23 protein-coding genes are annotated in these 21,056 nt (G+C 57.7%); 10 read left to right on the top strand and 13 right to left on the bottom strand.

The window, feature by feature from the left end; genetic code table 11:
• Positions 1 to 12 precede the first annotated feature (12 nt).
• The 6 genes from JJO78_RS02905 to JJO78_RS02880 all read left to right on the top strand — a co-directional run bounded on the left by JJO78_RS02905 (position 13) and on the right by JJO78_RS02880 (position 5,702).
• Positions 13 to 939, top strand: a complete 927-nt coding sequence (locus JJO78_RS02905) for a methyl-accepting chemotaxis protein (protein WP_273622779.1) — start codon at positions 13 to 15, stop codon at positions 937 to 939.
• A 178-nt stretch (positions 940 to 1,117) separates the two neighbouring features.
• Complete coding sequence (locus JJO78_RS02900) at positions 1,118 to 2,290, top strand: ABC transporter substrate-binding protein (protein ID WP_136633955.1); 1,173 nt, start codon at positions 1,118 to 1,120, stop codon at positions 2,288 to 2,290.
• Between the two features lie 98 nt (positions 2,291 to 2,388).
• Positions 2,389 to 3,252, top strand: coding sequence for a branched-chain amino acid ABC transporter permease (locus JJO78_RS02895; RefSeq protein WP_273622778.1), 864 nt, complete (start codon positions 2,389 to 2,391; stop codon positions 3,250 to 3,252).
• A 13-nt stretch (positions 3,253 to 3,265) separates the two neighbouring features.
• Positions 3,266 to 4,222, top strand: coding sequence for a branched-chain amino acid ABC transporter permease (locus JJO78_RS02890; RefSeq protein ID WP_075195474.1), 957 nt, complete (start codon positions 3,266 to 3,268; stop codon positions 4,220 to 4,222).
• A gap of 2 nt (positions 4,223 to 4,224) precedes the next feature.
• On the top strand, positions 4,225 to 4,992 hold the full coding sequence (locus JJO78_RS02885; RefSeq protein WP_075195475.1) for an ABC transporter ATP-binding protein: 768 nt from the start codon (positions 4,225 to 4,227) through the stop codon (positions 4,990 to 4,992).
• Positions 4,989 to 5,702, top strand: coding sequence for an ABC transporter ATP-binding protein (locus JJO78_RS02880; RefSeq protein WP_075195476.1), 714 nt, complete (start codon positions 4,989 to 4,991; stop codon positions 5,700 to 5,702). Before JJO78_RS02885 ends, JJO78_RS02880 begins: the two co-directional genes overlap by 4 nt.
• Positions 5,703 to 5,727: 25 nt before the next feature.
• Here JJO78_RS02880 and JJO78_RS02875 read toward each other — a convergent pair whose 3' ends face one another.
• Positions 5,728 to 6,609 carry a LysR substrate-binding domain-containing protein gene (locus JJO78_RS02875; protein WP_041333583.1) on the bottom strand — a complete coding sequence of 294 codons (882 nt, stop codon included), beginning with the start codon at positions 6,607 to 6,609 and terminating at the stop codon, positions 5,728 to 5,730.
• 165 nt (positions 6,610 to 6,774) lie between these two features.
• Here JJO78_RS02875 and JJO78_RS02870 point away from each other — a divergent pair, with 165 nt between their 5' ends.
• The 4 genes from JJO78_RS02870 (at position 6,775) to JJO78_RS02855 (ending at position 10,840) form a co-directional block, all read left to right on the top strand.
• The gene (locus JJO78_RS02870) at positions 6,775 to 7,893 is read left to right on the top strand and encodes an S-(hydroxymethyl)glutathione dehydrogenase/class III alcohol dehydrogenase (protein ID WP_227662382.1); all 1,119 of its coding nucleotides are present in this window, start codon (positions 6,775 to 6,777) and stop codon (positions 7,891 to 7,893) included.
• 52 nt (positions 7,894 to 7,945) lie between these two features.
• Positions 7,946 to 8,785, top strand: coding sequence for an S-formylglutathione hydrolase (fghA, locus tag JJO78_RS02865; protein ID WP_273622777.1), 840 nt, complete (start codon positions 7,946 to 7,948; stop codon positions 8,783 to 8,785).
• 120 nt (positions 8,786 to 8,905) lie between these two features.
• The gene (locus JJO78_RS02860) at positions 8,906 to 9,910 is read left to right on the top strand and encodes a porin (protein ID WP_273622776.1); all 1,005 of its coding nucleotides are present in this window, start codon (positions 8,906 to 8,908) and stop codon (positions 9,908 to 9,910) included.
• A gap of 120 nt (positions 9,911 to 10,030) precedes the next feature.
• A complete protein-coding gene (locus tag JJO78_RS02855; protein ID WP_036202351.1) occupies positions 10,031 to 10,840 on the top strand; it encodes an IclR family transcriptional regulator in 810 nt (269 codons plus the stop codon).
• Here JJO78_RS02855 and JJO78_RS02850 read toward each other — a convergent pair.
• The 12 genes from JJO78_RS02850 to JJO78_RS02795 form a co-directional block, all read right to left on the bottom strand.
• Entirely contained in the window at positions 10,837 to 11,793 is a 957-nt protein-coding gene (locus JJO78_RS02850) for an AraC family transcriptional regulator (protein WP_075195481.1), read from the bottom strand. The genes JJO78_RS02855 and JJO78_RS02850 overlap by 4 nt on opposite strands.
• A gap of 176 nt (positions 11,794 to 11,969) precedes the next feature.
• Positions 11,970 to 12,914, bottom strand: coding sequence for a ketopantoate reductase family protein (locus tag JJO78_RS02845; RefSeq protein WP_036202345.1), 945 nt, complete (start codon positions 12,912 to 12,914; stop codon positions 11,970 to 11,972).
• Positions 12,915 to 12,942: 28 nt separating this feature from the next.
• Complete coding sequence (locus JJO78_RS02840) at positions 12,943 to 13,641, bottom strand: hypothetical protein (RefSeq protein WP_041333577.1); 699 nt, start codon at positions 13,639 to 13,641, stop codon at positions 12,943 to 12,945.
• 38 nt (positions 13,642 to 13,679) lie between these two features.
• Positions 13,680 to 13,871 carry a 2-hydroxymuconate tautomerase gene (locus JJO78_RS02835; protein ID WP_007152856.1) on the bottom strand — a complete coding sequence of 64 codons (192 nt, stop codon included), beginning with the start codon at positions 13,869 to 13,871 and terminating at the stop codon, positions 13,680 to 13,682.
• Positions 13,872 to 13,880: 9 nt separating this feature from the next.
• Positions 13,881 to 14,516: a glutathione S-transferase family protein gene (locus JJO78_RS02830; RefSeq protein WP_075195482.1), complete on the bottom strand. Its 636-nt coding sequence runs from the start codon at positions 14,514 to 14,516 to the stop codon at positions 13,881 to 13,883.
• Entirely contained in the window at positions 14,513 to 15,106 is a 594-nt protein-coding gene (locus tag JJO78_RS02825; RefSeq protein ID WP_075195483.1) for a 2-hydroxychromene-2-carboxylate isomerase, read from the bottom strand. The genes JJO78_RS02830 and JJO78_RS02825 overlap by 4 nt, the downstream gene beginning before the upstream one ends.
• Positions 15,107 to 15,139: 33 nt before the next feature.
• Positions 15,140 to 15,934: a 2-oxo-3-hexenedioate decarboxylase gene (gene dmpH, locus JJO78_RS02820; protein WP_075195484.1), complete on the bottom strand. Its 795-nt coding sequence runs from the start codon at positions 15,932 to 15,934 to the stop codon at positions 15,140 to 15,142.
• A complete protein-coding gene (dmpG, locus tag JJO78_RS02815; RefSeq protein WP_075195485.1) occupies positions 15,931 to 16,968 on the bottom strand; it encodes a 4-hydroxy-2-oxovalerate aldolase in 1,038 nt (345 codons plus the stop codon). Before dmpG ends, dmpH begins: the two co-directional genes overlap by 4 nt.
• A gap of 12 nt (positions 16,969 to 16,980) precedes the next feature.
• Entirely contained in the window at positions 16,981 to 17,916 is a 936-nt protein-coding gene (locus tag JJO78_RS02810; RefSeq protein WP_041333571.1) for an acetaldehyde dehydrogenase (acetylating), read from the bottom strand.
• Positions 17,917 to 17,939: 23 nt separating this feature from the next.
• Positions 17,940 to 18,725: a 2-oxopent-4-enoate hydratase gene (gene dmpE / locus JJO78_RS02805; RefSeq protein ID WP_075195486.1), complete on the bottom strand. Its 786-nt coding sequence runs from the start codon at positions 18,723 to 18,725 to the stop codon at positions 17,940 to 17,942.
• Entirely contained in the window at positions 18,725 to 19,585 is an 861-nt protein-coding gene (locus JJO78_RS02800) for an alpha/beta fold hydrolase (RefSeq protein ID WP_041333570.1), read from the bottom strand. The genes dmpE and JJO78_RS02800 overlap by 1 nt, the downstream gene beginning before the upstream one ends.
• A gap of 7 nt (positions 19,586 to 19,592) precedes the next feature.
• On the bottom strand, positions 19,593 to 21,053 hold the full coding sequence (locus JJO78_RS02795; protein WP_041333567.1) for a 2-hydroxymuconic semialdehyde dehydrogenase: 1,461 nt from the start codon (positions 21,051 to 21,053) through the stop codon (positions 19,593 to 19,595).
• Between the last annotated feature and the right edge of the window lie 3 nt (positions 21,054 to 21,056).

The raw sequence follows: 21,056 nt of genomic DNA, 5'->3' as shown, positions 1-21,056 counted from the left end.
GGAAACACCACTATGGCCGACACCCTCGCGTTCGAACAGGAACCGACACACTCCGGAACTTCCAAAACCCCCATCTACGGCGCACTGATCCTGGCGTTAGTGGGCATCGTATTGTTGCTTGCCACGGCAGGCAGCCTCCTTCAGGTTGTTGCCGCAACTCTGACCCTGGGCCTTGTTGCCGCCGCTCTCGCCCTCTGCGTGAAATGGCAGCCAGAGGTTATCACCGTCCGTGAGGAAATACCGGTGCCCGTACCGGAACCTGTCGCAGAGCCGGTGCCGGAAACCAACCTGCAAGAACAACCGTTAGCCCCCGACCCCATGCTCATCAGCCACCTCGACGATTTGCGCAATAATGTCGAGGTCATCCTGGAAGAAATGGGCGAGGCCGGCAAACTCGCCAAGGCATCGGGCGCCAAAGTCACCCACAGCGCCAGCTGCATTTCCGACTCCGAAGCCTCCATCCGGGAACTGGCCGATTTCATGGGACGCATTGACGAGGTCTTCACCCAACTGGGTACACAGTCCGAGGAAATTGGCACCATCGTCGGCAACATTCAGGATATTGCCAAACAGACCAATCTGCTGGCCCTGAACGCTTCCATTGAAGCCGCCCGGGCGGGGGAACATGGCAGAGGGTTCGCCGTGGTGGCAGACGAAGTGCGCCATCTTGCGGTTCGTGCCAACGAATCCAGCGAAGGCATTCGCGCCATCGCCAACAGCCTGACAACCACGTCGGTGGACGCGGGCAATGGCATGGAGAGAATCCGCGAGTCGTGCAACCAGTGCCTGGACCAGTCCGGTGAAGCCTTACAGGCAATGAAGGATATTCAGGCCGGGGCCGTGGCCCGAATGGAAGTGGTGCAGGGAATTACTGACCGTCTACGGGTTCAGCGTGAACTGACCCACCAGCTTTATACCGATCTCAGCCCGAACGACTGATTTTCAGGCATCGTTGTACACCGAGTCTTCATTTTTTCGTCGGCCAACTGTCTGAAATATAAAGTTCCAACAATGCCTGTGCAATCACCGGACACCCCTGTGCAGAAAACGGATATTTCTGCAGCGCCGTGACGCCTCTAATGACAGAACCGCAAAACAAAAATTTCGAGGTGTTGAAATGAACAGGACCAAATCCCTTGCCAGCGCAGTACTGGCAACCACGCTGACCGCAGGCATGAGCCTTGGCGCACATGCCGCCGGCGATCCGGTAAAAATTGGCGTCATGCTGCCGTTCAGTGGCATCTACGCACAACTGGGCGAAGCCGGGCGCGACGGCCTGAAGCTGGCGCTGAAGGAAAACGCCGCCAACCTGCACGGCGCGGACATTGAATTTATTGAGCTGGATACCGAAGCCAAACCATCACGGGCTCCGGAACTGGCGTCGTCGCTGCTGAACCAACACGAAGCGGACTTTATAATTGGCCCGGTTCATTCCGGTGTTGCCATGGGCATGATCAAGATGCTTCGTGGCAAGGATACCGTGATGATCATTCCGAACGCAGGTGCGGCAGCGGCCACAGGCCCATTGTGCTCGCCCAACATGTTCCGGACGTCCTTCTCATCCTGGCAGCCATCCTACCCCATGGGCAAAGTCGCTCTGGAAAAGGGGTACAAGAAGGTTTATGCCATCAGCTGGAACTACGGCATGGGCCGCGAGAGCCTGGACGCTTTTGAAGAGTCGTTCACTGCCGGTGGTGGCGAGATTGTCGAGAAAGTGCTCCTGCCCTTCCCATCTACCAACTTCCAGTCCCACGTGAGCTCCATCGCGGATACAAATCCCGATGCTGTATTCACCTTCTTCGCTGGCGGCGGCGCCATCAAGTTCGTGAAGGACTACGATGCCATGGGCCTGCGCGGCAAGATTCCGCTGCTGGGGTCCGGCTTCCTCACCGAAGGCACTCTGAAGGCGCAGGGCGACGCTGCCGAAGGCGTGATGACCGGTCTGCACTATGCAGAGCAACTGGATGTTCCCAAGAACCGGGAATTCCGCGAAGCCTTCAATACCGAATACGGCCACTACCCGGACATCTACGCCGTACAGGGCTATGACGCGGGGCAGGCTATCGCTAACACCATCGACCAGCTCAAGGGTGACATTTCGGACAAGCAGGCCGTGATCAGCACCATGGAAAAGCTGACCATCGACAGCCCGCGTGGAGAGTTCACCTTCTCCAAGGCCCACAACCCGATCCAGAACGTCTATCTGCGGGAAGTGAAGGACGGCGTGAACGTGGTGCAGAGCATCGCCGCCGAAGCGCTGGAAGACCCTGCCCGTGGCTGCAAGCTCTAAGCACGGGTTCTGAATCCCCCGGCGAAAGCCGGGGGCTCATCTGAAGCTCCCTTGCCCACACCTGAACTGACTTATCCGTAAAACCGTTGGGTATCACTATGTCTACCGAACTTTTCTTCGTGCAACTTATTAATGGTCTCCAGTATGGGTTGCTTCTGTTTTTGATCGCCTCCGGCCTGACCCTGGTGTTTGGTGTCATGGGCATCCTTAACCTGGCCCATGGCTCCATGTACATGGTCGGTGCCTATCTGGTGTGGTACTTCGTTGCGGTAACCGGCAGCTTTACGGTATCCGCCATTCTCTCGGCGGTCATCGCCCTCGGCCTGGGCATACTGATCGAACGGGTATTGATACAGCGATTGTATAACCGCAACCACCTGGATCAGGTACTGCTGACCATCGGCATGATCTTCGTGTTCAACTCGCTGCAAAGCATTCTCTGGGGCAACGACCCTTATGGCGTCGCGGTTCCTGACGCGCTGAGCGGCTCCGTACCCTTCACCGACAACTCAAGCTACCCGATTTACCGCATCTTTGCGGCATTCATCTGTATCGCCATCGCCGCCGCGCTCTATTTTGTGGTGAGCAAGACCCGCCTGGGCATGCTGATCCGCGCAGGGGAATCCAACCGGGAAATGGTGGAAGCCCTGGGCGTCAATATCAAAAGCCTCTACACCATCGTGTTTGCGATTGGCGTCATGCTGGCCGCGGTGTCTGGCATTATCGCCGCCCCCATGCGCTCCATTGTTCCGGGTATGGGCGAAAGCGTCCTGATTACCTGCTTCGTGGTGGTGGTCATCGGCGGCATGGGTTCGATCAAAGGCGCCTTTGTGGGAGCCCTCCTGGTGGGGGTTATCAGCACATTTGCTGCGGTACTGATGCCCACCATGTCCAACATGATTATCTACATCTTTATGATCCTGGTGCTGCTGGTGAAGCCCCAGGGCCTGTTCGCCAAGTAAGCGGGAGCCGAACATGATTTTCGAGAAACGCACCGAGCGCATCTTTCTGGCGATCTTCTTTGTGATCGCCCTCTGTATTCCTCTGTTCCTTGAGGACAATTCGTTCTTCGTCGGCAAAGCCACCACCATCCTGATCCTGGCGGTGTTCGTGATGTCACTGGATTTTCTAGTAGGGCGTGTTGGCCTGGTGACCTTGGGGCACGCACTCTTCTACGGCTTGGGTGGATACCTGTTCGTGATCGTTACGCCGGAATACGAAGCCGTCAATTTCTGGCTCTACGCCCTGTACATCATGGGTATCAGCGCTGTGGTCGCTCTGGTTGTCGGTGTTGTGGTGCTGCGAACCTCTGGCATCTATTTCATCATGATCACCCTGGCGATATCGCAGATGGTGTACTACTTCTTCTTCGACTCCCTGGAGTTCGGGGGTAACGACGGTCTGTTCATTTTCATGAAGCCGGAAACCAGCATCTTTGGCCTGAACTTCCTGAACCTGGATAACCCCACGCACTTCTATTACCTGTCGCTGCTGGCGGTGTTGGTCACCCTGCTGGCCATCAAGATCATCCTGCGTTCGCGCTTTGGCCGCATTGTGGAAGCCAGCCGCCTGAATCCGGAACGCACCGAGGCCCTGGGCTATAACATTTTCGCGTTCCGTCTGATCAGCTACATCATTGGCAGCACCCTGGCGGCCTACGCCGGACTGTTGTTCGCCCTGCAGTATGGCTACGTCAATCCGCAATTCATGACCTGGGAAATGTCCGGTACCGCGCTGGTGATGTCCATCCTCGGTGGTATGGGCACCATCTACGGCGCCATTCTCGGCACCATTACCTATGAAGGTCTGCAGTATTTCTTCGAGCACATGAGCGAAGACTGGATGCTGTTCATGGGCGGCGCGATCATCCTGATGGTCCTGCTGCTGCGCAAAGGCCTGGCCGGTTACCTTGAAAAGCTGCTGGAGAAATAATCATGGCCAACGACATCATTCTGGAAACCGAATCCCTCAGCAAACACTGGGGCGGCATCAAGGCACTCAACGACATTTCCCTGCAGTTTCATGACCGACAACTGCACGGCGTGGTCGGTCCCAACGGCGCGGGCAAAAGTACGCTGCTGAATATGCTGTGCGGCACACTGAAACCGACCAGCGGCTGCATTTTCCACAAGGGCGATCAGATTGAGGGCATGAAACCCTGGAAGTTTGTGCGCCGGGGCATTGGCCGCAGCTTCCAGAAAACCAACATCTACGCCGATGTCACCTGCCTGGAAAACTGCGCCGTGGCCGCTCAACGCCGCTTCACCGGCAGCTTCAATCTGTTCGCGTCGCGTCATTCCAACAAGCTGGTTCGGGAAGCGGCTGAAAAAGCGCTGTGCCAGGTGGGGCTCGAAAGCCGCATCCACACCGTCGCAGCGGAAATATCCTACGGTGAGCAACGCCAGCTTGAGTTGGCGATGGTGCTGGCAACCGACCCCTGCATCCTGCTGCTGGATGAGCCTATGGCGGGGATGGGGCACGAGGAGTCCCAGCGCATTATCGAACTGCTGAACGAACTCAAGCAGACCTACAGCATTGTGCTGGTGGAACACGATATGGATGCCATCTTCGAGCTCTCCGACCAGCTGACCGTACTGGACAACGGCACCCATCTGATCACCGGCACCGTGGATGAAGTACGTAACGAGCCCCGGGTGAAAGAAGCCTACCTGGGCAAGGAAGACGAGGAGGAAGCGGCATGAGCAACAGTCTTCTGGAAGTTAAAAACCTCAACACCCTGTATGGCCGAAGCCACATCCTTCACGATCTGTCGTTCCGGCTGGATAAGGGGCAGTCCATGAGCCTGATGGGGCGTAATGGCATGGGCAAGACCACCACGCTCAAGTCCATTCTTGGCATCGTGCCGCCCCGCAGTGGTCATGTGTATTTCGACGGACAGGACATCAGCAACCTGCCGACCTGGAAGCGGATGCGCCGCGACATAGCCTATGTTCCCGAAGGCCGGGGCATGTTCCACAATCTGACGGTGAAGGAACACCTGCAAATGGCCGCCCGCCCCGACAGCAACGGCAACACCGGCTGGAATTTCGATCGGGTCATGGATACCTTTCCGCGCCTTCAGGAGCGCCTGTCAAACCTGGGTACGGAGTTGTCCGGGGGCGAGCAGCAGATGCTGGCGATCGGCCGCGCGTTGGTCACCAATCCCCGACTGATGATTCTGGACGAGGCGACCGAAGGTCTGGCGCCGCTGATCCGCCAGGACATCTGGAACGTGATTGCCACCATTCGTGAGTCGGGCATTTCCACACTGATCGTGGACAAGAACATCAAGGCACTGAAAAAGCTCTGTGACCGTCATGTGGTGGTGGTGAAAGGACAGGTTCACTTTGATGGCAGCTCTGAAGAGCTGGACCAGAATCTGGAAAAGGTCGAAACCGCGCTCAGTGTCTGAATACCCTGATTGGGCTTAGCCCCAATCAGGCGTTTGGCACGCCCAGTGAATCCACAAAGTAGTCCAGCAGCATTCTCACCTTTGGCGACAGGTGACGGTTATGGGGATACACCGCCCAGATACCGTCATCGTCTTCCTGGTAATGGGTCAGAAGAGGTATCAGCGTACCCGCGTCGAGTGCCGGCCCAACGTAATAATCCGGCAGCTGGACAATACCAACCCCCTTCAGCGCCGCATCCAACAAGGCTCTGCCGCTGTCACAACGCACATTTCCACGAATCCGGACATTGCGGGGATGACCCGCATCCTGAAATCGCCAGTAACCCAGATTCCCCTGAAGGCAATTATGGTGTTCCAGCTCAGACAGAGAGTGCGGGGTGCCATGGACAGCGAGATAAGCTGGCGAGGCGCATACATAGAGCGTCCGGGAGGCAAGACGCCTGGCCATCAAGCTGGAGTCGTCCAGCTTACCAAGCCGTACCGCAAGGTCGTAACCTTCCGCCACCAGGTCCAGTTGCTGATTGGTCAGTTTCATTTCAACGTCGAGTTCGGGATACCGCAGTACAAAGTCGTTGACCAGCGGTGCGATCGACTTCTCTCCGTAGGTTACCGGCGCGGTCAGTCGCAGCCGGCCCTGGGGCACCAGCTGCATATTGGTCATAGAGCGCTCCGCCTGTTCAAGGGCGTCCAGTATCTGGCGACAATGCTGATAGTAGATCTGCCCGGCCTCAGTAGTGGAGACGCGCCGGGTCGTTCGATAGAACAGACGGGTGGATAACCTGTCTTCGAGCGCGCTGATCTGTCGGCTGACGTGAGCGGTCGAGACGCCCAGGCGTTTTGCCGCCCGGGTGAAGCTCTCCGTTTCAGCCACCGCCACGAATTCGTTTACACCTTCCCAGCGCTGCATGTCACCACCCTACTTTTGCTTCAGACACCCTGATTATTACACATGAGTAAAAGTGATTTCACGAACAAAGTCATTATCAACATCTGTGCAGCAAATATAATGACCAGATCATTCGGGCAGTATCCAAATACAGATGCATCACAAACGGAGAGAATTATGAGCGAGATGATCAAATCAAAAGCAGCCATTGCCTGGGGACCGGGGCAACCACTCTCCATTGAAGAGGTGGATGTAATGCCGCCGAAAGCTGGTGAAGTTCTGGTGCGGGTGATCGCTACCGGCGTCTGTCACACCGATGCGTTTACGCTTTCCGGAGACGACCCCGAAGGTAATTTCCCCGCGATTCTGGGCCATGAAGGCGGCGGCATCGTTGAGGCCATCGGCGAAGGTGTCACGAGTGTCGAGATTGGAGATCACGTTATTCCCCTCTACACGCCAGAGTGTGGGGAATGTAAATTCTGCCTCTCCGGTAAAACCAACCTGTGCGGGAAGATCCGGGAAACCCAGGGCAAGGGCCTGATGCCCGATGGCACCAGCCGTTTCTACAAGGATGGCCAGCCAATCTATCACTACATGGGCTGCTCCACCTTCTCCGAGTACACCGTGCTGCCGGAAATCTCTCTGGCCAAAGTGAACAAAGAAGCGCCACTGGAAGAAGTGTGCCTGCTGGGCTGCGGAGTAACCACCGGCATGGGCGCCGTCATGAACACTGCCAAGGTGGAAGAAGGTGCCACCGTGGCGATCTTCGGCCTGGGCGGCATCGGCCTGTCTGCCATTATTGGCGCTACCATGGCCAAGGCCAGCCGCATCATTGCTATTGATATCAACGACAGCAAATTTGACCTGGCAAAGCAGTTGGGCGCGACCGACTGCATCAATCCGAAAAACTATGACAAACCCATTCAGGAAGTCATTGTCGAACTGACAGATGGCGGCGTGGACTACTCCTTTGAGTGCATTGGCAACGTCGACGTGATGCGTTCTGCCCTGGAATGCTGCCACAAGGGCTGGGGCGAATCCGTCGTCATCGGTGTCGCAGGTGCTGGCCAGGAGATTTCCACCCGCCCATTCCAACTGGTGACCGGTCGAGTCTGGAAAGGCTCCGCGTTCGGCGGCGTCAAAGGCCGCTCCGAGCTCCCTGGAATTGTCGAGCGGTATCTGCAGGGCGAGTTCAAACTCAACGATTTCATCACCCACACCATGGGGCTTGAAGACATCAATGAGGCGTTCGAACTGATGCACGAAGGAAAGAGCATTCGTAGCGTGATCCATTTCGATAAGTGACCGGCGCGGTCGCCTGCCACCCATGGCAGGCGACTCACCCACGGAGTTCTTGATGAGCATCGAAAACCTGAGCAGCAACAAAAGTTTCGGTGGCTGGCACAAGCAGTACAGCCATCAGTCCGACACCCTTGGTTGTGTCATGCGTTTCGCGATTTACCTGCCACCACAGGTGGCTAGTGGGCAAAAGGTACCCGTCGTTTACTGGCTATCGGGCCTGACCTGCACCGACGAAAACTTCATGCAGAAAGCGGGCGCCCACCGCGTAGCCGCCGAACTGGGCATTGCCATTGTGGCCCCGGACACAAGCCCCAGAGGCGACGACGTCGCCAACGATGACGGTTACGATCTTGGCCAGGGGGCGGGGTTCTATGTGAATGCTACCAAGAGCCCCTGGAACACGCATTACCGCATGTACGATTACGTGCTGAATGAACTACCGGCACTGGTGGAGTCGGTGTTCCCAGTAACCGATCAACGCTCTGTCGCGGGACATTCCATGGGCGGGCATGGCGCCCTGGTGCTGGCATTGCGCAATCCACAGACATACCAGTCGGTGTCTGCCTTCAGCCCGATCAGCAATCCGGTCAGCTGCCCGTGGGGCAAAAAAGCCTTTGCCGCCTATCTCGGCAACGATACCGGGCGCTGGGCTGCCTACGATGCCAGCTTGTTAATGCGCAAGGCACAGAAATTCGTGCCGGCCCTGGTGGATCAGGGTGACGCTGACAATTTCCTGGCCGAACAGCTTCGCCCCGACGCCCTTGAGGCGTCAGCCCATATCAGCGGTTACCCGCTGGAACTGAATCTGCGCGAGGGCTACGACCACAGCTACTACTTCATTGCCAGCTTCATTGAGGACCATCTGCGATTCCATGGTCGTCATCTGGAACGGTGACGGAACCCTGCACCGTGCCAGAGATAAGTACAAAAAACGGATAGGGATGTTCATTAACCGGATATTTGCCAACGCCTGAATAACCGATAGTTCAAATGCCAAACAACAAGGAGAAGGTAAATGAACTATCGACATTCGTTACTAGCGCTCGCTATTGCATCCGGTCTCAGCGCGGCCCCCGCCGTTCACGCTCTCGAACTCGGCGAGTTCAACGACACCAAATTCAGCATCGGTGGCTATTTCAAAGCCGAAGCCATCTATGAAAAGGTCGATGACGGAGATTCCCGCATCTTCGGCCGTTCCAACCAGTCCCGCGTTAACCTCAAGACGGTGACCCAGAAGGAAGGCCATACCATTGTCGGCTTCGTGGAAGGCGACTTTTACGGCGGCACCTATCCCGGCGAGAACAACGACCTACGGCTTCGCCACGCGTTCATCAAGGTTGACCAGACCACCGTGGGGCAAACCTGGACCGGCCAGTTCTGGGCCGTTGCCTATCACGATTACCTGGATTTCCTGGGCGGGCCGCGAGGCACCCTGGGCGGGTTCAACTTCCGCACAAACCTGGTTAGCCACGAGGTTGCCGGCTTCCGTTTTACTGCTCAGGACCCGGTCAACAACGACGCCGACACGCCTGATCTTGCGGTTAACTACAACCTGAGTCTCGACGGTGGTCACCGTGTTATCCTCACCGCGTCAGGACGCGAAGTTGAAAACGGCGACTTCGTGGGTGGCGGCGCCATCGGCTCGAAGTTCATGATCGGGCCTCACAGCCTGAACGTGAATGCTCACTACGGTGAAGGGCTTGGTGCATTCACCGGTGTTGGCGTAAACAACAGCCTGTCGTCACCGGATGTCGAAAACGACGACGCTGTCAGCCAGGCAGGGTTTGACGTTGGCTTTCGCTACGTCATCAACAACGAGTGGCGGGCAAACGTCGCCTATACAGCCGTCGAAGTGGATGACGACGCCGACACCAACTACGAAGCCCATCGCGTCAACCTGATCCATAACATCACCCAGGATCTGGAAGCCGGGATAGAGTGGCGAAAGTACAATCTCGCCTTCGGCCCGCTATTGCCGGAAGGCCAGCAGGTTGAGGTCATGGCCAAGTACAAATTCTGATCCGGACCTTCAGAATTGGTATCCTTGCCAACAACCCGAAAAACAGGTGCCCGCCGTCTCCAGGGTGCCTGTTTTCCGCTGGTACACGGCAGCACCAGTCATTCGAAAATGGTAACGTCCATGGCAGAAGAAAGCCCAAAGCGGCAAGGAATCGGTTCGCTGGAAATCGGATTGCATATCCTCAATTATATTTCCACAGCGCCAAAGCCACCCACCCTCAAGGAACTGTCGGGCGCCCTGGATCTGTCACCTAGCCGCGCCCACAAATACCTGGTCAGTTTGCTGCGAGAGGGCTACATCAATCAGGTGAATCACACCCAGTACACCCTGGGCAATTCCAGCCTGACCCTGGGCATTTCAGCACTCCGGCGCATCAACCCGATTCAGCTGAGTTACGAAGCCGTTGACCGGCTCAATGAGGAAACCGACAAAACCGTGTCGGTCACCGTCTGGAACGGCAACGGCCCACTGATCATCAAGTGGCTGGACTCAAGCCAGCCAATCTCGGTCAACGTGAGGCTGGGCGCCGAGCTATCGCCACTGAACTCAGCCTCAGGCAGGATTTACCTGGCCCACCTGCCAGCGAAGCGACGCAAGGAACTGGTGGACCAGTATTACAAGAACGCCAAGTCACTCCCGAAACATCGGGGCAAACCCATCACCCGGGAGGAACTGCAACCTCATCTGGAAACCATCAAACGGGATAACTACTGCGCGTTTTTCAGTGATTACCTCCCCGAAATCAATGTGCTCAGCCGCCCTGTATTCGATATCAACGGCAGCATTGTCACCGTCATCACCCTGTTGGGTCTTGATCGGGACACCGACATCAGCGAAGGCTCATTCCTGTTCGAACAGGTCCGGGAATGCAGTGACCGGGTTACCCGACAGATCTGCGGGCAACAACGGGAAGGTAATGGCCGGGATTAACCGGCCATTCGCAGGGTTTCAGAGGGCAACTCGCCGAAGGATTTTCGATAATCCGAAGAAAACCGGCCCAGATGACTGAAGCCATATTCCAGGGCGATCTCGGTGACATTCCGGCACTTTCCCTGCAAAAGGTCTTCCCGCAACTTCTGTAACTTCAACTGCTTGATGTAACACTTGGGGGTCGTCGCGAAGGCCTTGGAGAAAGCATTGTAGATGGATCGAACACTCATATTGGAGACACTGGAAAGCTCTTCTATATCGATGTTGCGATGCACGTTCTGTTCAATGTACCGCAGCATTTTACCCAGCATGGGCGTACAGGCCGCACCGTTCTCCTGGCTGGACCAGTTACTGGGAAATACTTTCAGCAGTTTCTTGAGGATAATTTCACGATAGGCGCCGCAAACCGGGTTTATGTCCTCGTCTTCGGCATCATCAAGCTCGGACAGCACCGCCTCCATGATATTGATCAGGGCAGGACATAGCCGAAGCTCCACGGGCGCCCGGGTAAAGCGAATGCCATCCTCCGGCAACCGACCGTGTGATAACTCACGGGCATTATTGAGTACATGCTCGGGAACCTTGATGATCAGCTTTTCGCAATCATCCGAATACTCCAGATCAATCTTTTCATAAGGGTTCACCATAACCGCCTGACCACTGCGAACCTTCATGCGCTCGCCCGCCTGATGCCAGACACACTCACCCCGAGTGACCACCTGAAAGTGATAGATGGACTCAAGTTCGGGGCTTTTTACCCGTACATGGTTACCGTAACTGAGTTGGGACATCCCGAACCCGGCAAATTCCCTGAAGCTGAGACTGGACTTCCGTTTCTGCTCTCCAAGCATTTCCAGGCGATGCTGCCCGATATGCTGGTTAACAAACGAAGACACCTCTTCCGGATGTGCCCCCTGAAGGACGGTAGCGCCCGCAAGTGATTGACCAAACATCTCTCGCCTCATTTACTTATTGTTAATGAGTTCACTTTATATAAATTCAGGTGATCAATCAACAACCAACAAAGACACCACCGAAACAGCATGCGTTAGGTCATCAAAGAAGAACGCGAGCATGAGAAATAACTGGGTATACGAGAGCGGCAAGAGCACCAACTCACAGCGGGAAGTCAGGAGGCCTGTTGCTTCAACAAAGTGGCGATGGTCGACGTGTATGGAGCATCGATGCCAAGATTGGCGCAACGTTTAAGTACAGCGCCCGCAATACTGTCCAGTTCAAGGGGGCGCCCCTTCTCCCTGTCTATCAGCATGGACGTTTTGATTGCATTGAAGGAACTGATCAACTCGAACATTTCGTGGAGATCTTCCTTCGTGAGGTTTACATCATCGGCCCTTGATGCCTCAACGGTTTCCGCCATCATGCCATACACAATCCTGCTGAACTCGGGACGATGAGTCAGGCTGCGGGTATCCAATCCTGTCAGTGCCGAGAGGGGATTTACACCATTGTTGATCACCAGCTTACGCCATAGCTCGTAGCGAACGTTGTCGGAAAGCGTGGTGGGAATACCCGAGCCGTCGAATGCCGCCGCGAGTTTCTCCAGCAGCAACGAGCGCGCGCTGCCGGGCTTACGCGCCGCAGGCCATTCGCCCATCACGATCTCAGCAACGCCCTCTGCTTCGACAACACCTGGCCGCACAATATGCCCGCCGATCCGCACCGCAAGCCCGCCGATGATCCGCTCGGCCCCGATGGCTTCTGCCAGCAATGGCTCATTATCAACACCATTCTGGAGGGACAATACAGGAACCCGGCCCTGCCTCAGCCAGGCTCCGAGCTCATCCACGACCGACTCGGTGGCTGTCGACTTCAGGGCAATGACAATGACGTCAAAGTCGTCAGGATGGAATCGGGCGACCAATTGCTGGTGGCTGAAGGCCTCTGGACGATGAATCAGTTCCCTCCCCCCGTAGTGGACCTTCAGGCCGTTGCTGACAAGGGCATCCAGATGGGCTCCGCGAGCAGTGAGCACCACCCGGTGCCCCGACTCCAGAAGCCTTGCTGCGTAGTAGCTTCCAATACCACCGGCCCCAACCATCAGTAGTTTCAGCATTCACGGAATCCTCTGCGTTTTCGACAGATTATTGCATCCATCCATAACCTGCGAGGGACTGGCTATTCTCATTCAGAGAGAAGCCAAACAGGCGCTGAGGTGCCTGCATTCCACCTAGACTGAAGGCGGTATTGAGCACACATAACGTTGGGTCGGCAACGGGGGCTTCGGCCCCCGGAGTAGAATGAGAGGCGCGCAGGTCAGATTTCGACATGGCTTTTACCCATCTGTGCTCATCTTCCCACTGACGAATCAGATTACGGAGATAACTGTCATGTGGCTGAGGATGATCCTCGTTATTGCCGACGTTTTCCAGCCGGTCCAGGCATATCAGCAACACACCCTGGTCTCTCAAGGCTTCCAGGCAATGACCAATATCCCTGTAGTGTTCACTGGTCATACCGGTGTTGAGCCGCAGTTCAATCACCTCCTCAGGCGCAAGATGCGTCATGCTTTCAGCCAGTTCCTTCAAACCCTGTTCCCGAGACCCGCTAACGGCGACATCAAACCCCCGTTCCGCCATTCCGGATTGCAGGCGTCTGGCAAGAATCCCCTCACCACACTGGTGAAAGATTTCCGGCTGTGCGCCCCCTTTTTTCGAGGTAATAAATGCCACGTTGACAACTACGAGATCGGGCCGTATCAGGCGGCGCAGGCTGGCCTGCCCTTTGGGGCCTGTCAGCGCTTCTGTTTCACAGGACAAGTACAGCACGGGCAGCTTGGTCATGTTACTCACCGGCAATAGGCGTTGGTTCGAGGACAGCGCTAGGGCCGTACTTTGCTGGCCGGCTCACCGGCTATCCCAAAATGGCTTTTAGGCATTTCGGTAATGATCACCCGTACGCGTTCAATCGGTGAATCAATTGAGCGTGACATGGCTTCCGACACCTCACGAATAAGGCGCTCTTTCTGTTCGTCCGTGCGACCTTCAAGGATATACAATTGGGCTATCGGCATTATGGTTCCTCACGCAAAATCAACAAGAATGTTCCTGACCCGCTCAGGGCTCGAGGACAAGAAAGCCGGGTGGATGGCCTGGCGACCAAACCATTGGCGAGTTCGAGGAAAATCAGCAGGGATATCCACGCCATAGAGCAGAGCCAGGGCAAACCTTGGGAACAGGGCGCACTCGGCCAAGGTTGGCCAGTTTCCGAGAAGGAAGTTTTCGTCTCGCAGCGCCATCTCCAGTGCGGGCAGCCCACTCAGGAATCCGCGTGTACCCCTGCGAATCCTGCCTTGGTCCCATTCGCTCTCCGGTTTATCGCGTTTCTCAAAAACCACTTCCCGCAGGGATCGCCCCAGAACATTATCCCCATACACAATCCAGCTTCGTGCTTCCGCCCTTCGGCGTGGAAAATCCGGGAGCAAAGCCGAGCCAGTTTCGGCCAGGTACTCAAGCATCGGGCCGGAGTCGGTCAGTACCAGGTCATCCTCAATCATCACTGGCACCGTTTGACTCGGCGATAACCGCTGCCACTCGACGAGAACATCCGGGTCTGACCTGTCCATGCTGTGCATCGCCCGCCCTTGCAAAGCCGCGGCAATCCGGACTCGCCAGCAAAACGGGCATTCGGGCTTATCAATCAGTCGTATCCTGCTCATTGGCGTGCCGCTCCCAAATCCCTCAGGTGCTCCCCCACAAAATCCAGCCTGTCCTGACCCCAGAAAATCTGGTCGCCGATAACAAACGTGGGAACACCCAGGGCACCTTTTTCCTGTGCTTCCTGCCAGTTCCGGTCAAGTTGGGTATGGAGTTCGGGATCATCGACCGCCCTGGCGAACGCCTCCCTGTCTAGTCCAACGCTTTCGGCAACTGAGGACAGGACCGCTGCATCCCCTATGTCCAGGCCGTCCGCCCATTCGGCGCGCATCACTGCCACCACATAGGGTTTGAGCAGTCCTTCCTTCTCTGCCAACAGTGAACCAGCCCCGGCACGGGTAGGATCCGTACTCTTCGGAGGTGGGGTCAGAGGCATGCCAAACCGACGTGCCCAGCGTGCCACGTCCTGCCTGGCGATAGGCATCTTGACCTTTGCCCGGTCCGGATCCGAGCGACCGTGCCATCCTCCCAGAGGCCTCCAGAGCAGATTGACTTGGTACTGGTCAAACAGCTCGAACATACGCTCGCTGGCCAGATAGCAGTACGGGCTGCGAAAGTTGAAATATAAACGTAGATCAATGGTATCGCTCATAATTCCCTGCTCCGTTGGCAGTGCCTTTGAGGCTTAGATAAACCTTCCGGTTACGGTCCCCAGCCCCTGATAACGCACGGTGATATTATCCCCAGGCTCCACCGTGATGGCGGCGGTTATGCCACCGGTCATGATGAAGGTGCCCGCGGGAATGTGCTCACCCCGCTCTGCCAGCAGATTCGCCAGCATCGCCACGCTGGAGGCCGGATGGCCGAGCACGGCGGCACCCGCGCCTACATCGACAACTTCACCGTTCTTCTCGACCACCACGCCCAGGGTTTTCAAATCCACATCCGCCACATCGGCCATCTGGCCGCCGGTGATAAACCGGGTTGATGAGGCGTTATCCGCCACGACACTCACCAGGTCGAACTTGAAGTTCTCATAGCGGGAGTCAATAACTTCCACGGCGGGAATCACAAAGTCCGTCGCCGCCAGCACTTGGCCGATATGGCAGCCGGGGCCTTTCAGGGGTGCCTTGGTGACGAAGGCAATCTCGGCTTCGATTTTCGGATGGATCAATTCCTGGGTGTTGACCACGCCGCCGTCCGGCACACTGAAATAGTCTGCCAGGAAGCCATAGATCGGAGTCTCCACACCCATCTGGGCCATCTTTGCCCAGGAGGTGAGGCCCATTTTCATGCCAACGATCTTGTTGCCACGCTCTTCCTTGCGGCGGCGTATTTCCCACTGCACGTCGTAGGCATCCTCGAAGGTCATGTCCGGGTAGTCATTGGTGACCTTGGTGATGTCGTGGGCCTGCAACTCGGCGTTTTCCACGTGTTCGGCCAGGGCCAGCACCTGTTCACGGCTCAGTGTCTTGCTCATGCGTTCTGCTCCTTTTGCGCCGCCAGCAGATCCAGCGCCACATCCACAATCATGTCTTCCTGGCCACCCACCATCCGGCGTTTGCCCAGTTCAACGAGAATATCCACAGTCTTCAGGCCATACTTCTGCGCTGCTACCTCCGAGTGGCGCAGGAAGCTGGAATAGACTCCGGCGTAGCCAAGCGCCAGGGTTTCACGGTCCACCCGAACCGGGCGGTCCTGCAGCGGCCGCACAATGTCATCAGCGGCATCCATCAGTGCGTACACATCGGTACCGTGCTCCCAACCCATCTTGTCGAAGGCGGCAATGCACACTTCCAGCGGGGCGTTACCCGCACCAGCGCCCATGCCGGCGAGGCTGGCATCGACACGGTCACAGCCTTCCTCGACAGCCACGATGGAGTTGGCCACGCCCAGCGCGAGGTTATGGTGGGCGTGGATGCCCGTCTGGGTTTCGGGCTTCAGGACGTCTTTCAGCGCCCGGAAGCGGTCGCGGATGTCGTTCATGTTCATGGCGCCGCCGGAGTCGACGACATAGAGGCAGGTAGCCCCGTAGTCTTCCATCAGCTTGGCCTGTTCCGCCAACCCTTGCGGGGTCTGCATGTGGCTCATCATCAGGAAGCCGACGGTGTCCATGCCCAGTTTGCGGGCGTGCTCGATATGCTGCTTCGACACATCCGCTTCGGTGCAGTGGGTGGCCACTCTGACGATTCTTGCGCCGGCGCTGTAGGCATTGTCCAGGTCGTGGACGGTGCCGATGCCGGGCAGCAGCAGGGTGGCGATTTTCGAGTGGGTGACTACGTCCGCCACCGCTTCGATCCACTCCAGGTCCGTGTGGGCGCCGAAGCCGTAGTTGAAGCTGGAGCCCTGCAGGCCGTCGCCGTGGGCTACTTCAATACTGTCGACTTTTGCCTTGTCCAGGGCCCGTGCAATGTCCTGCACGTTCTTGATGGAGTACTGGTGACGAATGGCGTGGCTGCCGTCCCGCAGGGTCACGTCGGAGATGTAGAGTTTCTTGCCGGGGTTATAAGTCATGGTTCAGTCTCCTCACTTGACCAGCGATTCGGCGATGCGCTCGGCAGTACCAAGAGCCGCGGAGGTCATGATGTCCAGGTTGCCCGCGTAGGCCGGCAGGTAATGGGCAGCACCCTCCACTTCCAGGAAGATGGAGGTCTTCAGGCCGCTGAACTTACCCAGGCCCGGGACGTTCATGGGCTGGTCTTCAGGAATCACATCAAACTGCACTTTCTGCTTGAGGCGATAGCCGGGCACATAGCGGTTCACCGCCTTCACCATCTCCTCGACGGAGGCTTCCACTTCGGCTTTGTCGGCGGCATCCGAAAGCACGTACACCGTGTCCCGCATCAGCAGGGGTGGTTCGGCCGGGTTGAGGATAATGATGGCCTTGCCCTTGCCGGCACCACCGACCACTTCGATGGCCTTGGAGGTGGTCTCCGTAAACTCATCGATGTTGGCGCGGGTACCGGGGCCGGCGGATTTACTGGAAATGGATGCCACGATTTCCGCGTAATGAGCCTTGGCGACTCGGGACACCGCCGCGACCATGGGAATGGTGGCCTGGCCACCGCAGGTGACCATGTTGACGTTGCCCTCGGCCAGATGTTCCTCCAAATTAACCACGGGCACGCAGTAGGGGCCGATGGCCGCCGGAGTCAGGTCGACCACGCGGATGTCGGGTTTGTGTTCCCGCAGCAGTTTGTCATTGTGAACGTGGGCGCCGGCCGACGTGGCATCAAACACAATGCCGATGTCGGCGAACTCGGGCATCTTCACCAGCCCTTCCACACCCTCGGCGGTGGTGGCCACGCCCATACGTTTGGCACGGGCCAGACCATCGGACTCGGGGTCAATCCCGACCATCACCCCCATCTCGATGTGCTCGGCGGTGCGCAGGATCTTGATCATCAGGTCGGTGCCGATATTGCCCGAGCCGATGATCGCCGCTTTGATTTTGTTGCTCATGATGTTGTCCTCTTCAATCCGGGTCAGGCGAAGCGCACGGAAGCACTGCCGATACCACCGATATCCACACGCATGTAATCACCGGCCTTGACCGGCTCCAGCGGAACCAGGGAACCGGACAGGATGACTTCACCGGCTTTCAGGGTGATGCCGAACTCGCCCAGGGTGTTAGCCAGCCAGGTCACGCAGTTCACTGGGGAACCCAGGGCCGCGGCACCGGCCCCGGCGCTCAGCACACTGCCGTTCTTTTCCACCACCATGCCGCAGGTCACGAGATCGACCTTGCGGGGAGAAACCGCCTGATCGCCCAACACAAACAGGCCACAGGAGGCGTTATCCGCCACCGTGTCCTGGATGGCGATCTTCCAGTCCTGGATGCGGGAATCGACGATCTCGAAGCAAGGCATCACACACTCGGTGGCGGCCAGCACATCGGCATTGGTTACCCCGGGGCCGCTCAGGTCTTTCTTCAGGATGAAGGCAATTTCGCCCTCGGCGCGGGGCGCAATCAGCCGGTCACTGATGGGCATGACTTCACCGCTGTTGAACACCATGTCGTCGGTCAGGTACCCGAAATCCGGCTGGTGCACGTTCAGCATGTTCTGCACCGCCTTGCTGGTGACACCGATCTTCTTGCCGATGACGGAGGCGCCATCCGCCAGCCGGCGTTCCAGCATGCGCAGGGAAATGTGGTAGGCGTCGTTGATGGTGATGTCTTCGCCACGGTCGGTCAGCGGTGCGACCGCCTCCCGGTTCAGCATGGCCTGGTAAAGCTCGTCACCGAAGGCCTGGATGCGTGTCTGTTCCATTACTCTGCTCCTGAAGCCACTTGATCGGCCTCGGTCAGGAAATCGTTCACCAGCCGGGCAAACCGGTTGGCATGTTCAATCTGGGTCCAGTGGCCGCAACGCCCGAATACATGCAACTGGGCTCGGTCGATCAGTTCAGCCAGTTTCAGTGAGGCGGCCAGCGGTATCACCTCATCTTCGCGGCCATGAAGAACCAGGGTTTCGTGGGGCAGCGCCCGGATGTCCTTCTCCTCGCTGGCCAGGTTGTCGACCCAACGCTGACGCGGTGCCGGGAACATGGCGGCAAAGGATTCCTGGAAACCGGGGCGGATACTGGCCTGATAGCGCATCTCCGCCAGTTCGTCGGTGAGCAGGCCTTTGTTGAAGGCAAACACATCCATCAGGCGACGCATGTTTTCAAGGGAAGGCTGGTAGCCCCAGACGTCATCCAGGCCCTCGGTGATCGGAAAGCTGACGCCGGCGGAGCCCATCAGCACCAGACGACGAACCCGCTCCGGGTACTCGATCGCCAGCGCCAGCGCCAGGCCGCCACCGAAGGAGTTGCCGACCAGATCCACCTGTTGCAGATCCAGTGCATCCATAACGCCGATGGCATGGGCCACCCAGCGCTCCCGGTTGTAGGTGTTGTCTTCCGGGCGTTGGGTATACCCGAAGCCGAGCATATCCGGCGCCACCACACGGCGATTCTTCGCCAGCTCCGGAATCACCAGGCGCCAGTTGGCCCAGGCGGTCACGCCGGGGCCGGAGCCGTGGATCATCATGACAGGAACACCGCCCTTGCCATGGTCATGGACGTTGGTGCGGTAGCCGGCGGCGGATATCTCACGCCCGATTTCCGGGCTGTTTTCAGGTGCAGTCATGGTTAGCTCACAATTTCACACAGATGTTTTTCATCTCGGTGTAGAACTCCAGGGAGTGCACACCACCCTCGCGGCCAATGCCGGACTGTTTGCTGCCACCGAAGGGTGTGCGCAGATCCCGCAGGAACCAGCTGTTGACCCAGATGATGCCAGCTTCGATCTGGCCCGCGACCCGGTGGGCGCGGGTAATGTTCTCGCTCCAGATTGCTGATGCCAGTCCGTAGGGAAGGCTGTTGGCCAGTTCGATGGCTTCCTCTTCGGTGTCGAATGGGCACAGGTGGACACAGGGGCCGAAGATTTCATCGGTAATCACCGTCGAACTTTCCGGCAATCCGGTCCAGATGGTGGGCTGAACCCAGGCACCACCGGCCAGCTCGGCCGGCATATCGGGAACACCACCACCGGTCACCACCGTGGCACCGTCATCAACGGCTTTCTGGTAATAGGACAGAACCTTCTCCCGGTGTTTGAGGCTGACCAGCGGACCCATATCCGCCTCGGCATCATCCGGCGGACCAATCTTCATGCCTTCCGCGGCTTCTTTCAGTCGGCCAACGAACTCGTCGAAGATGGAACGTTCTACATAAACCCGCTCAGTGCCAAGGCAAACCTGGCCACAGTTGGCGAAGGCTGAGCGCATGGTGCCCTCGATGGCCTTGTCCATGTCGCAGTCGGCGAACACCAGGCCGGCGTTCTTGCCACCCAGCTCCAGGGAGATATCCCGGATGCCCTTCGCGGCTGCCTTCATGATGACTTCGCCGGTGCCGGTTTCGCCGGTAAAGGTGAAACCATCCACTAGCGGATGCTCGGTGAGGAAAGCGCCGGCTGAATCCCCACCGAAGCCGTGAACCACGTTGAACACCCCGTCCGGTACGCCGGCGTCTTTCATCACTTCGCCCAGCAGGGCGGTGGTGGTGGGGGTTTCCTCGGAGGGTTTGACCACCACGGTGTTGCCACAGGCCAGAGCAGGCCCGACTTTCCAGGTCATCAGCAGCAATGGCAGGTTCCACGGGCTGATCACCCCGATCACGCCCTTGGGGCGGCGTACGGCGTAGTTCAGCGCGCCGGTACCGTCCGGCGTGGGCATTTCGAAGGATTCCGTGGGCACGTTCTTGATCATGTCCGCGAACACCTTGAAGTTGGCCGCGCCCCGGGGAATGTCGATGTGGCTCGCCAGGGATTTGGGCTTGCCGGTATCCAGGCATTCCGCTTCCAGGAACTCGTCAAACCGTGCGTTGATGCCGTCAGCCACCTTGTGCAGGATGCCGGTGCGTTCCTCCAGTGTCATCTTGCCCCAGGGGCCGCGCAGGGCCGCTTTCGCGGCTTTGACTGCGGCGTCCACCTCGTCACGTCCGGCTTCGTGAACTTTGCTGATCACCTTGCCGTTGGCCGGGTTGACGTTGTCGAACAACTTGCCGCTGGCCGAGCCAACATACTGCCCATTGATGTAGTGCTTGATGTCTTTCATTGC

Source organism: Marinobacter sp. DS40M6, from assembly GCF_028581595.1.
Taxonomy (GTDB): Bacteria; Pseudomonadota; Gammaproteobacteria; order Pseudomonadales; family Oleiphilaceae; genus Marinobacter; species Marinobacter salarius.
Note: the sequence above shows the minus strand (reverse complement) of the source record. Positions and strands in the feature narration are given on the sequence as shown.